This window comes from Ferruginibacter profundus, assembly GCF_054783275.1.
This window is the reverse complement of record NZ_BAAGQW010000002.1, coordinates 970,331-983,648: the sequence shown is the minus strand read 5'-3', so window position 1 is coordinate 983,648 and position 13,318 is coordinate 970,331. Positions and strand designations below refer to the sequence as shown.

12 protein-coding genes are annotated in these 13,318 nt (G+C 39.2%); 11 read left to right on the top strand and 1 reads right to left on the bottom strand.

What is annotated here, in order from left to right:
• The first annotated feature begins 97 nt into the window (after positions 1 to 97).
• From ACYVM0_RS14330 to ACYVM0_RS14280, 11 genes are all read left to right on the top strand, one after another.
• Positions 98 to 589, top strand: a complete 492-nt coding sequence (locus ACYVM0_RS14330; RefSeq protein ID WP_460558019.1) for a hypothetical protein — start codon at positions 98 to 100, stop codon at positions 587 to 589.
• Positions 590 to 836: 247 nt separating this feature from the next.
• Entirely contained in the window at positions 837 to 1,742 is a 906-nt protein-coding gene (locus tag ACYVM0_RS14325; protein ID WP_460558018.1) for a GNAT family N-acetyltransferase, read from the top strand.
• A 565-nt stretch (positions 1,743 to 2,307) separates the two neighbouring features.
• On the top strand, positions 2,308 to 3,702 hold the full coding sequence (locus ACYVM0_RS14320; RefSeq protein ID WP_460558017.1) for an ADP-ribosylglycohydrolase family protein: 1,395 nt from the start codon (positions 2,308 to 2,310) through the stop codon (positions 3,700 to 3,702).
• 214 nt (positions 3,703 to 3,916) lie between these two features.
• Positions 3,917 to 4,519, top strand: a complete 603-nt coding sequence (locus ACYVM0_RS14315; RefSeq protein ID WP_460558016.1) for a hypothetical protein — start codon at positions 3,917 to 3,919, stop codon at positions 4,517 to 4,519.
• 723 nt (positions 4,520 to 5,242) lie between these two features.
• Positions 5,243 to 5,791 (top strand): Crp/Fnr family transcriptional regulator, encoded by a 549-nt coding sequence (locus ACYVM0_RS14310; protein ID WP_460558015.1) that lies wholly within the window; start codon positions 5,243 to 5,245, stop codon positions 5,789 to 5,791.
• Between the two features lie 61 nt (positions 5,792 to 5,852).
• Positions 5,853 to 6,209: a bleomycin resistance protein gene (locus ACYVM0_RS14305; RefSeq protein WP_460558014.1), complete on the top strand. Its 357-nt coding sequence runs from the start codon at positions 5,853 to 5,855 to the stop codon at positions 6,207 to 6,209.
• 292 nt (positions 6,210 to 6,501) lie between these two features.
• Entirely contained in the window at positions 6,502 to 7,101 is a 600-nt protein-coding gene (locus tag ACYVM0_RS14300; protein ID WP_460558013.1) for a GNAT family protein, read from the top strand.
• Between the two features lie 408 nt (positions 7,102 to 7,509).
• A complete protein-coding gene (locus tag ACYVM0_RS14295) occupies positions 7,510 to 8,124 on the top strand; it encodes a flavin reductase family protein (RefSeq protein ID WP_460558012.1) in 615 nt (204 codons plus the stop codon).
• Positions 8,111 to 9,223, top strand: coding sequence for a cryptochrome/DNA photolyase family protein (locus ACYVM0_RS14290; RefSeq protein WP_460558011.1), 1,113 nt, complete (start codon positions 8,111 to 8,113; stop codon positions 9,221 to 9,223). Before ACYVM0_RS14295 ends, ACYVM0_RS14290 begins: the two co-directional genes overlap by 14 nt.
• A gap of 961 nt (positions 9,224 to 10,184) precedes the next feature.
• A complete protein-coding gene (locus ACYVM0_RS14285; RefSeq protein WP_460558010.1) occupies positions 10,185 to 11,090 on the top strand; it encodes a sensor histidine kinase in 906 nt (301 codons plus the stop codon).
• Complete coding sequence (locus tag ACYVM0_RS14280) at positions 11,071 to 11,793, top strand: LytR/AlgR family response regulator transcription factor (protein ID WP_460558009.1); 723 nt, start codon at positions 11,071 to 11,073, stop codon at positions 11,791 to 11,793. Before ACYVM0_RS14285 ends, ACYVM0_RS14280 begins: the two co-directional genes overlap by 20 nt.
• A 175-nt stretch (positions 11,794 to 11,968) precedes the next feature.
• Here ACYVM0_RS14280 and ACYVM0_RS14275 read toward each other — a convergent pair whose 3' ends face one another.
• Positions 11,969 to 12,979, bottom strand: coding sequence for a hypothetical protein (locus ACYVM0_RS14275; RefSeq protein WP_460558008.1), 1,011 nt, complete (start codon positions 12,977 to 12,979; stop codon positions 11,969 to 11,971).
• Positions 12,980 to 13,318 lie beyond the last annotated feature (339 nt).

The window sequence follows — 13,318 nt, the reverse complement described above, 5'->3', positions numbered from 1 at the left end:
TACAAAATGTATAACATAAAAGTGTTGACGTTTAACAGGGGTTATTTAACTTCATAGCATAGAATAGCATAAGTACACCTGTTAGCGGTAATTTAAAATGATACAATCTGATAAATCAAGACATAATATTTGTGTTGCTAAAATCAAGCGGAGCACAATAAAACCTTATGATTTTAAATGGACAAAATTTCATGATAGCAACATTGAATTTCAGAACTTATACTCTAATATTCCGGTTGACATAGCTGATAGCGAATTGATAATTTGCTCTACAATTATTGACTCAGACAACTATAGCATTCTAACCACCAGACAACTAATTACAAATAAGAACGCTGTACTAAAAAAATGCTCGGTACTGGAAGCTACTAATAAGTTTTATGGCGATTTTAAAGGCTATGAAAAGAAGCCTTATACTTTCGGTGAAATAAAATTAAGAGAAGATAATATTTTTGAATACTTTATTGAAGTTGGCAATGCTTCAATGATAATGATTCATGGTGTAAGAACAATTATAATGACAAATAATATGACAGCTGCTCAAGTAGAAAATATAGGCCGGGCATGGAATAATAGGCTTAACAAATAAACTACCGCTAATAAAAAGTTTGCCAAAAGTATGGCAGTACAAACTAACATCAGCAAAGTATAAAACCGGGCATTAGTGTGGGCAGGCACAACGCTATCGAACTTTAATGCTTAACTTCAACTCATCAAATTATTCAGCAGAAGTTAAGGCGGGCACAATACTGATTCCACACCCTTGCCGGTACTTGCTCGTTAGCGGTAATAGCAAAGACAAACAAAACAGTAAACAACAATAACAAACATGGAGAATGGAATTAATTCCTTATAAAGAAGAACATAGAGAACAAATGATTTCCGTTTGGGAAAGATCTGTAAGAGCAACTCATCATTTTGTAAATTCAAAAGAAGTTGACAGGCTAAAAGAATTGGTAAAACAAATAGATTTTAATTCATTTTCAGTATACTGCCTGATTGCCGGTGATAAAGTAGTAGGGTTTTTAGGTGTTGAAGATTATGTCATAGAATCCTTGTTTTTAGACCCTGACTATATTGGGCAAAAATTGGGAACCATGCTGATAAATTTTGCAATAAATGAGTTGAAAGCCCATAAGGTTAATGTAAATGAACAGAACACAGAAGCCATTAAATTCTATGCTAAATTTGGATTTGTTGTGTATGAAAGAACTGCAAAAGACGACTATGGTAACGATTATCCAATATTAAAAATGACACTTAAACCTAAAGTACTTATTCGAAACGCATATCAGGACGAACAAATTCCTTACGACTTGTTATTGCTATCTGATGATACAATAGAAGCAATAGACAAGAGTCTGAATAATGGCGAATTATTTGTAGCAGAAATCAATAACAAAGTCATAGCTGCATTTATTTTGAAAATTATCGGAAAGGATACGATTGAAATTAAAAATATTGCAGTATCAGAAGATCAACAGGGCACTGGGATTGGAACAATATTACTTCAACATATAATCTCAGTTGCTACACAAAGAGATTTTAAAAATTTAACCGTTGGCACTTGCGACCTTTGTAGTAAAGAAATTCAATTTTATAAAAAATCAGGATTTACCGTCACCGATATCCGTAAAAACTTTTTCATTGACAATTATAAAAATCCCATCTATGAAAATGGAATGCAGATTAAAGATATGGTCATGTTGTCGATAGATTTGAGTTCTAAAATGGCGAACTGAAAGACAGAAAACAATTACCGCTTACAGGATTGGTGTAAGAACCTCAACAAAAACCCTGTTTTGTTGAGCTAAATTATTATCAGGTTGGTACAAAAAATATTGGTTTATTTCCCAACGTTGATCGGGGCGTAAACCTGTTGTAATAGTGCATTACATACAGCGCTTGATCCTTGTTTTCCTGCCTTGTCATTGGCAATGAAGCTTTGGTATAATACTTTGCTGGCGGTATTGGTTTGCATTGCATTGCTGCTGCACACCTGCCAGGTTTTTATTTCCAGGGCCGCCCTGTATACCGTTACCGTTGCTGTAGAGCTGGGGTGCAACTCTGCCAAAACTCATCATCTGCTGGGGGGGTGTTGTAAGTGAGTTTTGGAAATACCCCATTTTTATAACAAAATCAGGCATATTAAAAAAATAGTTAAATGTCATTGATGCTACGCTAAATACAAAATGTATAATGTCAAAGTGTTGAATTCAATACAATTTCATTTAACTTCATAGCTGATAGTAGCATAAATACACAAGTAAGCGACAAGCAATTTCGGCGATAGTACTTCTTTCAACTATGGAGGCAGCATCAAAAACAAGTTGGCAAAATCACCCAATTCACAATCCTAAAAAGATTAACTTTTCAATTCACTTCAATTACAAGCAATTTGAAAAGCTAAAGCATGGACTCATTCCAAAGCAAATGGAAGACAAATGGTTTATCTTTTACGAAAATGATTGGCTTTACTTTCATCGTTCTTGGACAGGTTTCGGACTTTATAAAGCACAGCTAATAAAAGAACAAGACGGGTATTCAATAAAAGAATTTTGGGCAGAGAGGAATCAAGAGAAGTACAAAAATGAAGATGACAACACCGACATTGATAATATTTCATTTCTCATCGCAAGAGGACTTTTAGGAATTGATGTTCGGGAACTTTACGCAGACAAACACATTGAATCAGAAAATGACAGTTTAAAAGGTTGGAGCACCTTTGGACATCTTTTATTTACAAATCAAGGTGTCGATTATTCTGACAAAATAAAATCTGTTCTTTTCGGGGTTGCAGTTGGTGATGCAATTGGTGTTCCGGTTGAGTTTAAGAGCAGACAAGTTATTCGCAAAAATCCTGTTACCGATATGATTGGTTACGGCACTTACAATTTACCACCAGGAACTTTCTCTGACGACAGTTCACTAACTTTTTGTCTTGCGGAAGCTTTGACAAACGACTTTAACTTAGAAGCCATCGGACAAAATTTTGTAAAGTGGTGCTATAACAACTATTGGACGCCGAGAGGAAATGTTTTTGATATTGGCGTCGCAACACGGCAGGCAATTGACCGACTTGCAAAAGGTGTACGACCAGATTTAGCTGGAGGTTTTGACGTTTCGTCAAATTGCAACGGCTCACTAATGAGAATTTCTCCATTGCTTTTCTATTTGTTGGATAAGCCAATCAAAGAACGCTACGAAATAATAAAACAAGTTTCTTCAATTACTCACGGGCACATTCGTTCTGTAATTGCTTGCTTCTACTATCTTGAATTTGCCCAACAACTATTTGCACAGAAAGATAAATTTGAAATTTATAAAGCCCTGCAAACAGAAATCACAAATCACCTAACATCTCTTTCAATCGATTCAACAGAGATTGCGTTGTTTGACCGTTTGCTAAAACAAAATATTCACGACCTGACAGAAGAGAATATTTTTAGTAGCGGTTACGTGTTACATACACTTGAAGCAAGCATTTGGTGTTTACTGACAACTGACAATTATAAAGACGCAGTGTTGAAAGCGGTAAATTTAGGTGAGGACACCGACACAACAGGAGCAGTAACGGGCGGGCTTGCAGGTCTACTTTATGGATTTAATAACATTCCAACGAATTGGATAAAACAAATAGCAAAACATAACGACATCGAAGAACTTGGTGACAGGCTGAGCAACAAGTTTGCCAGACGCTAACGGGCGGTTTTGCAATATGGCGGGGCGACGAATATATGCTCAGCTTTTTGTTTGCTGTTCGGCTTCAGTTTCAGCCGACGAATAACGCCAAGCAGTAGAATAAACAGTGAACTTTTATTTATAAATTCAGCATTGGTTAAGGGCTGACGATTTTCGAATTCAACCACAGTGCCAAGCCGTAAACCGTAGTGTGCTATTTTAAAGACGACACGAAATGAAAACTATATTGACCACAATGGTTCTTGTTTGGATTACAAATTTTTCATTTGGACAAACAATAAAATCTGGTGAATACGAATTTGGATTAAAATTGGCTTTCGACAGCAAGACACAAAGTTTGACTGGCTATTTTGAAAACTATACAGGTTGGGACGAAGAAACAAAGAACCCTAAATTTTCGTGTATTTTTTACATCGAGGGTGTTGTTACTGACAATAAATTTCAAGTGTTGACCTATCATCCGGGATACAAATCAGACGATACAATAAGTGGACTAATAGAAATTGTCAATGACAGCACATTAAAAATTAATCTGCCAAGTGAGCACGGAGGTTGTTGGAATGTTCAGCATTTTGCTGACCAGCCAGTTGAGTTTGACCTTGAGAAGAAAAAGGAATGGACGGCGATAAAATATGTTGCCGTTGGTAAGGCATATTTCTATTCGGAAAAATCTGGGGATAAAAAACAGAAGGCTTATATAGTTAAGAACGACTTTGTATGTATCGACCGGACAGAAGGTGACTGGGCGTATTGTACATATTTCGGGAAACGAAAAACAAAAGGGTGGATAAAGATTGCAGACTTAAATAAAATATAGAAAGAAAAACAGCACATAGCATTGGGGTAGGATCAAGTTTGGCGGTACGTTTTATCAATGGGCATTTTATCTACATCAGCTATCAGCCGGGCAGAACAAACAATGAATTCCATATTTATTCAAATAACAAAAAGACATGAAAGGAATTGTGGGAATGGATTTGTTAGGTGAAATTGTACTTCAATAAAAAATTGCCAGGCGAGCTGCCGAACTACTTGAAGCTTCTCAGAATAATTTTGATAACGTTGCAGTCTGGTGTTCCATCCAATCTATTCTGGTAGCTGCAGGAAATGTTTCAAAAAATCTCTGGGCGTCTGAAAAAAAATATAAAATTCGTGGAGAGAGATTGAGGCAAATGGTCAAAGTACAAAATGAAAATATTTTATCAGATCGCAAATTTCGAAAACATATTGAGCATTACGATAGCAGAATTGAACAGTATAATGCTGCTTCAACATGCCCCGTGCCATCAATAGATCCTTCTCTTGACATGGCTGTATTTCCGGAACCAGCCTTGCTTTCCAATTTGCTGAATAACTTTGATTCCGGTTATTATCCAAATCGATAGATATATATTGCGTTTTTTTGCACCAAAAACTGTCCGGGGTTTTGTACTCAGCCACATTAGGCGTATTTTTATTTTACGGTTGGTTTTTTACAAACTCCCGTTGGCGGTAACCGTATAGAGACATCCTGAACATCAGGTTTTTTAGACTGAATACAATGACAACTCAAGAGATTTTAAACAGTATAGGACAATTCACTGATTTTGAGATAGCACTTTTTAAAAAATATGCTGTAAAGAAAATACTTAATAAAAATGAAGTCCTGCTAAACGAAGGAGAGGTCTGTAAATGTTTTTATTTCATTTTATCAGGCTCATTTTCTCAATTTCGAACCTGCGAAATTGACGAAGTAATTATTGATTTGCATTTGCAAAATGAATGGATGTTTAACCAACAAAGCCTAACGGAACAAACTCCATCTGAAACAACTATCAGGGCATTTTCAAAAGCGGAAATTTTGGAATTGAGTTTAGACAGCTTTCATTGGCTTTGTTCAAAATCACAATCCTTTTTGCAATTTGGCAAAATCCTTAATCAATCCAAAAACAGGGCATTCATTTTTGACAATTCACTAAAGCCAAACGAAAAGTATAGCTATATAAATATGGCTAAACCACGACTGGCAGAAGTGTTTCCAATTAAAATGATTGCTTCATATTTAAAAATTGCACCAGAAACTTTAAGTAGAGTCCGGGCGAACTATTGAATTTAATGATTTCGATCAAGTTATTATTCCGGGTTTAACGACCATCTTTGTAAAAAATACTATGCTGACTAACATTGTTCCCAAACTACCAATGCGTGACAAAACAATCACAAAAGAATTCTATTTGACCCAATTAGGTTTTACTGACATCGGGAGTGCAGATTTTGACGGTTACCTGTTGGTTAAAAAAGATAATGTTGAAATTCACTTTTTTGAATTCAAAGGACTTGACCCCAAAGAAAATTATGGCCAGGTTTATATTCGTACTACAGATATTGAAACGCTTTATCAGTCAATGGTAGACAACAATAATCAGATACACCCGGCGGGACATTTAAAGAACAAACCCTGGGGGCAGAAAGAATTTGCGATGCTTGACCCGGATAACAACCTGCTGACTTTTGGACAAGGAATTTAGTGTGAACGGGTAAGGCATTACCCAGCATGAACAGCGTAATGTTGCTCTATTGCCAACTTTTACTCAAACAAAATCAGGCATATCAAAACATCTTTTATTTAAAACGGTACCTGTTGACAGAACATTTGCGGGCCATCTTTCCACAATGAAAAAAAAGTGGATTTCTTCAATTAGGGAATAAAAAATGTGCTCTTATTAATAACTAAAATTAAAAATTACCCTGCTTTCGCTCAAAAACCTCCTGTAGTATCTGCAGAAAGAAGGACCGGCACACTGTTCAGTTTTTTTAAGTTTGAATAATGAAAGCATTGAGACTCTTTTTGAAACTGTAGTGCCTGGTTACATAAACAGGCCTTTCACTAAGCGGACGAGCAATGGAAACACCAGCGTTTTTTATAGACAACTTATGCCGGAAGACAAATCAAAGGTGGTCCGTTTCATTAACGGGCAAATAAACACAATACCGCAGGATTTTTTCTTTCCACCAGACCTGGCCATCATTGAAAAATCATTAAGTAGCGAAAGCGGAATTTCTCACGGCACTTTTGACCAGGAACAACTCGTAGGAATCAGGCTGACTTATAAGCCTGGACTTGACAAAGAAAATCACGGCTATGATTTAGGCTATGCTGAAACTGAACTAAATCAAATTGCACAGTTTCACGGAACACTTGTTGTCAACGATAGAAGGTATAAAGGGATTGGCACCAATCTGGTGAAAATTAATTGCGAAGAGATTTTTAAAAATCATTTTTTGAGAATTTTAGCCACGGTTCATCCGGATAACTTTACAAGTATCAGAATGCTCTTAAATAATAATTTTACCCAAAGACTTTTAACGAAAAAGTATAACAACTTACCGAGACTGATATTTGAAAAAATAAAACAATAAGGCCCCTATATAGATCTGAGCTAGTAACAAATAGAATATTATTTTCTTTTCAAAGCCGGTAGTTTTTCCGTTCTACAAAAATCACATCATGCCCGCCATTTCCCCGGCAGTTTAATTACTCCTTCGCCCGCAAACACAGGTACAAAAGGAAAAAACAGGGTAACAGCATCCAATACCCCGAAGCGAAACTTGTATAAGCCTTCAAAAATCTACAAGCAATACATAAAAAAACAGCACTCAACTGCTGCCTGTTTTAAACCTATTGCCGCACTTATTGTTTAGCATCATGGGGCAAATACATTGGCGATAATTATTTCAGCTAACGGCCTTATAAAATGCCATGTATTATATCAGGATGCAAAAGCACCTGTTATAGTAAACATTCATATAAACTGGTTAAAACTAAAAATGCAGACACAAATAAACTATCCCGGATTAATGGCAATGGAGCAACGTAAACGGGCGCACCTGGTCAACAGCGTGGGCGGCTTTAAAAGCGTCTGCCTTATCGGTACTACCGATAAGCAGGGCAATACCAACCTGGCTATATTCAGTTCCGTTGTGCATATTGGTGCTAACCCGCCGTTGATCTGTTTTATTATGCGGCCCGATTCGGTGGAAAGGCATACACTGTCTAATATAGAAGCAACGGGCGTGTATACGATCAACCATATCAATGAAGATATATACAGGCAGGCGCACCAGACATCCGCACGCTATCCTGCAGATATCTCTGAATTTGATGCCACAGGTTTAACCACAGCATACAAAAATGGTTGCATTGCGCCGTTTGTAAAGGAAAGTAAAGTGCAGCTTGCGGTGGAATTCAGGGAACGGATTGACCTGGCCATCAACAATACAATAATGATTATTGGTGAGATCCGGGATTTATATTTCCCGGGAGATTGTTGGGCCGGGGATGGTTACCTTGATATTGAAAAAGCAGGTACCATTTCCTGTTCAGGCCTGGATAGCTATCATACCACGCAGCGCTTACAAAGACTGGCCTATGCAAAACCTTAGTACAGACTACGATATAATACTGGAAAGGCTGCAGCAGATCGATCCCGTTAGTTATGCCAGGACAAGAAATTTTATTAATGGGGCAGTCACTTATTTGTCACCCTATATTTCAAGGGGTATCATCAGTACCATGCAGGTGAAGGAGGCGGTCTTAAAAAAAGGATACAAACGATTTGAAATTGAAAAATTCCTTCAGGAATTGGCATGGCGTGAATATTACCAGCGGATTTGGCAGGCAAAAAAAGAGCTGATCTGGCAGGAACTGAAACAACCACAGCAGGATGTGTCGCATCATCAAATGATAACTGCTATACAAAATGCGGCAACTGGTATTACAGCAATTGACGAACAGGTTAATAATCTTTATACAACCGGTTACATGCACAACCATATACGTATGTATGTGGCAGCCATAGCCTGCAATATGGCAAAAGCGCATTGGCTGCAGCCTTCAAAATGGTTATACTATCATTTACTCGATGGCGATATAGCCAGCAATAACTGCAGCTGGCAGTGGGTGGCCGGTGCTTTTGCGGCAAAAAAATATTACTGCAACCAGGAAAATATTAACAGGTATACGCTCAGCACCCAGCAACATACATTTTTAGACCAGTCCTATGAAGCAATCGCGGCAATGACGGTGCCGGGTATACTACAACAGTCTGGTGTTTTGCAATTGCAAACTGCCCTGCCTTCGACAACGCTGCCGGCTATTGACTGCAACAAACCCACCTTACTCTATAACGCCTATAATCTCGACCCATTATGGAGGAGAAAGGACGATGTCAACAGGGTATTATTACTGGAGCCATCCCATTACAGCAGGTACCCGGTTAGCGAAAAAGTAATTACATTCATTATCAGCCTTTCCAAAAACATACCCGGTATTCAGGTATATTGCGGCGAGCTGTCAACCCTGCAGGACTTGTATACTGAAACTAACCTTTCTCCCGATCGTGCATTTATTGCGAAAGAGCACCCTGCCTTTGATCATTACCCCGGTATTAAAGACAGCCGCGACTGGATGTACCCTTCGGTCACCGGCTTTTATCCTTCTTTTTTCAGTTACTGGAAACAGTGTGAAAGGTGGTTGGAATAATTTGCAGCTCACAACTCCACCAACCCGCTAGGTACCGCTTCCATCGCCATGCATGTCCGGCTTTGCACCTGCAGCTTCCGGAACACATTCATGCGGCAGGTTTCAACGGACTTGGCGGCAGTTGCATCAGCATGACGATCTGCCGGTAGGTATAACCACTGCAGGCATACTGCAGGAATTTCCGTGCTTCAACGATCAGCAGCAATCCACCAGGGTGATGTATTATTGTACTAAGCTACACAAGGTTCGGGCTAAAGCGCCAGCCCCGGAGTTATCCGTTACCCGGCCCTCCGGTTATAGTACTTGTAGTCCGTCCACGCTTCCCGGTGACTCATACCGGCTTCCGGAACACTTGTAGATTAGAACGCTTGCCAGGCCACATTTTAAATAATTAATTGGTCCTTAGTATAAACTATATTCAGATGAAATAATTATTGAAATTTTCCTTTGCATTGACCACGTCCGCTTTCCTCTCAGGTTGTTTTAAAGATCCGCCTGCCGGAGCTCTTCTATGCCAGCGCTTCAAAGCGGTAATAACCGGGGCAGGCCAACAATTTCCGCCTATTGCGAAAGCTGGTGACCATAAAGTGCTGATGCCTGGCAATGGACTTTGTCAACAACGTTCGTGCTATTGAATTTTTAAGGCCCCTTGCCCTTGTGCCACAAAAAGATCAAAAAGACTGGTCGCCCGTGCAATAGTGGTATGATATTGCTTTGGCATTTGGTAGAAAATTGCGGTTGTTCCGTCACTTCAAAATGGTTATCCATAGGTAAATTTGGAGCAGGTACAAATATTTGCCAATTTTGATTATTGGCAAAGGAGAAAAGAAAACATATCATTTACTGGCTGGCATATTTTGCGTTTGAAGTATACATTGAATATGCCTGGGTGAGGCAGGATATTCATTTACCTCATTGGTACCAGATTGCCTGGATAACAATACAGACTGAATTCCTCAGGTTGTTCCTGAAAATTCCTTTGTCCTATATTGTGGTGCGGCAGGTAACTTCCCTCATGGAGGGAAGGAAAAAGCTGTTTCTCCGGCTCTCAGGGATCATCATCAGTTACATCGCCGCAGTTGCGGGCTATGTATTTTTGATCTTTTTCGTATTTTATCCAGGATTATATAAGGTTCCGGTTCCGTCCAATGAATCCTATTCCAGCTGGGCCTTGTCAGGATTTCTGGACCTTACTTTTGCAGTGGGAATATTTTTTTCCATATTTCAGTATTTTCAATACCAGAAATGGAAATTACGTGAAACACAACTGATTAATGAACGGGTATCTGCCGAATTAAAACTCATTAAATCCCAGACCAATCCCCACTTCCTTTTCAATACACTCAATTCTTTGTATGCATTGTCGCGGAAGAATTCAGAAGCGGTTCCTGCGGGAATTTTGAAATTGTCCAACCTGCTGCGCTTCCTTCTGTATGAATCCTCTGAAAATGGTGTATTGCTAAGCCGGGAGATAGGCATCGTGCAGGACTATATTGAATTGGAACAAATGCGCTGGGGAGAAAAGGTGAGGGTAATATTTACGAAAAGAAACGGTTCCCGGGATGCTGAGATCATCCCTTCTGTTCTATTGCAGCTGGTGGAGAATGCTTTTAAGCATGGAGTGGGTGAATCCAGGTTTGATTCTTATATTCATATCGACCTGGAACTTGCTGATTCCTGTCTCTTTTTCACAGTGAAAAACAGTGCGGAAGAGGCTAAAGAACCGGATGAAAAAAGTCTGGGATTGAAAAACCTGAAACGTTTGATAGAACTTTCTTATTCAAACTATCATTTTTCAAGCAGGCTACAAAAAAACGAATTTACGGTGGAGTTAAAAATTGCGTTAAATGAAAGAAAATTATCTTAACTGTATTATTGTCGAGGATGAACCTCTGGCTGCCGAAATCCTGAAAGATTATATTGCGGAATTGCCGGTACTTAAACTGCTGGCACATTGCACCGACGCTATTGCTGCACTTGAGGTGCTGAAAAATAATACGGTGGACCTGGTTTTCCTGGATATTAATCTGCCTAAGCTAAAAGGCTTTGATTTTTTAAATACCCTCCAGTCGAGGCCCGGTATAATCATCACCAGCGCCTTCCACGAATATGCGTTAAAGGGGTTCGAGTATAACGTGGTGGATTACCTGCTGAAGCCAATTGAATTCACCCGCTTTTTAAATGCCGTCAATAAGTTGCTCGACAAACGCAAACAGTCGCAGGTGGCAGAACCGGCAGCAGAGGTTCTTCCTGCAAGGAAATTCCTGTTTTTTAATGTGGGCAAAAAGAATGTTAAACTCTTCCTAGACGACATCAATTACGTGGAAAGTGTACGGGAGTATGTAAAAATATTTTACGGTGGTAAATTCCTCCTTACAAAAGTAAAAATAAGCGATATTGAACAAGCCCTGCTCTCACATAATTTTATTCGGGTGCACCGGTCCTACATTGTGAATATTTCAAGGATAGATTCTTTCACACAGTACGACATTGAGGTGTGTAATAAACTCCTGCCGGTGAGCAGGAGTTATAAAGACAAGGTCCAGGAAAAGTTGGGAAGTTTTAATTAACCGGCGGCAGCATATCAAATAATGCAGGCGTTTTCGGGAGGTCGCTGTAAATCCCATATCCGCCCCCGATCAGTTTCTTCCAGGTTTCATAGTTCTGCTGCATCGTTTATCTGAGTAATAAGACTGCCGGGCTTTTACAAAGGCACTAAAGCACTGGCAGGATTCTATGTTCTTCTCACTCCATGCCGCGACGGATTTTTTTTGAATAATGTTCAATATAGAATTTGTCAAGCAGGTATTTTTTACGCCAGGATTTGTTGAGCTTGCTTAAAACAATGCCTTCTGCAAAACCGGTTGAATAAAAGCAAACCCGCTTTGTTTCCTGCAGTGTATTGTTAAGCAGGTTCTCTGTTTCATTACGGTACATTTTTGATGCCAGTGCCGCAAAGGATATGAAGTCAGGTAATGCAAGGATTTCATTGGAAACGGTATGATTCGTAAGTAGTGTTAAAATGTTATGCTCCATATGTCTTGCCAAACCTTCCTGCCAGATTTGAAAAGAAAAATAGCGATACGCCGCGGGAGGCAATACTGCTTTAAATTTTTTGCGTTCGGCCGGGTAAGCTGCGAGGTTTAATTTAAACGCCTTTTTACCAGGGGTGGTGATTGTTTTGTACAGTGCTTTCGTGTATAGTTCGTACTGTTTTTTTACAGTTAAACTGTCATATGGAAATGGATAGTTCAGCATCCACATGCCGGATTGGTCGCCGCCGGAAAGCTCAAGTCGGTTAACACTTTTATAATAATCCGGGTAAGCATTTTGATACTGGTGGAAATGTTCATGCAGCAGCGTGATGATCCATTCTGTTGAATTTTTATGTGTGTTCTCAGGTGTGCCAACCACAATGCAGCTCAGTCCGTTAACGGCCGGGAATGTAGCAAGGAAATGAGTATTGAACCGGGTCTTACGGTAATAAATATTGGTTTGCAGAACGGAGTCATAACCTGATAAAATAAAATCAGGCGATGGGTTAGGGTGGTTCATCAGGAACTCGGTACTGTCTGTTACCAGGATTATGGCAAAAGGAACCTTGCTATACCCTTTGAATAACTGGTCTCCATACCGGTCAGAAATAGCCATAGCTTCCCTGATACGGATTTTGTCAGCAGTCCTGGGTTCGGGGCGTTGCTGTGCGAATAAATGGAGGCAGATCAGCAGGGTTGCAAAGAGAGAGCCGGCTTTCATAATATTTTTTTACAAAAACACGAAATAATTCGTACATTGTTTAATGCCGGTTATTTTTTAATATTTTATTTCGGGTGTGTACGGCAGGTTTTATAAATACCTCTGCTGCCGGCAGTGAATGGTGGTTATTACACCGGTATTTATAAGTCAACGGAGCGTTATGGCCAATTACTGCATCGTGACCACCTTTTGGGCAATGAGTTCTGTGATCAGCATACGACCGGTTAATTTTTGCAGCCGGCTCACAAACTGTTATACAATAATAGCAACCGGCGTCCCTATCCTGTAAAATACCGGCTTTGTTTCAGCTTATCCGTTTAAAAGAATTAAATAAAAAGG

What these genes read in the sequence shown, in the direction of transcription:
- ACYVM0_RS14315 (WP_460558016.1), top strand. Translation starts at nt 3,917, where the DNA reads ATGAAAACTATATTGACCACAATGGTTCTTGTTTGGATTACAAATTTT.
- ACYVM0_RS14290 (WP_460558011.1), top strand. Translation starts at nt 8,111, where the DNA reads ATGCAAAACCTTAGTACAGACTACGATATAATACTGGAAAGGCTGCAG.
- ACYVM0_RS14275 (WP_460558008.1), bottom strand. Translation starts at nt 12,979, where the DNA reads ATGAAAGCCGGCTCTCTCTTTGCAACCCTGCTGATCTGCCTCCATTTA.
- ACYVM0_RS14280 (WP_460558009.1), top strand. Translation starts at nt 11,071, where the DNA reads ATGAAAGAAAATTATCTTAACTGTATTATTGTCGAGGATGAACCTCTG.
- ACYVM0_RS14310 (WP_460558015.1), top strand. Translation starts at nt 5,243, where the DNA reads ATGACAACTCAAGAGATTTTAAACAGTATAGGACAATTCACTGATTTT.
- ACYVM0_RS14320 (WP_460558017.1), top strand. Translation starts at nt 2,308, where the DNA reads ATGGAGGCAGCATCAAAAACAAGTTGGCAAAATCACCCAATTCACAAT.
- ACYVM0_RS14330 (WP_460558019.1), top strand. Translation starts at nt 98, where the DNA reads ATGATACAATCTGATAAATCAAGACATAATATTTGTGTTGCTAAAATC.
- ACYVM0_RS14295 (WP_460558012.1), top strand. Translation starts at nt 7,510, where the DNA reads ATGCAGACACAAATAAACTATCCCGGATTAATGGCAATGGAGCAACGT.
- ACYVM0_RS14305 (WP_460558014.1), top strand. Translation starts at nt 5,853, where the DNA reads ATGCTGACTAACATTGTTCCCAAACTACCAATGCGTGACAAAACAATC.
- ACYVM0_RS14325 (WP_460558018.1), top strand. Translation starts at nt 837, where the DNA reads ATGGAATTAATTCCTTATAAAGAAGAACATAGAGAACAAATGATTTCC.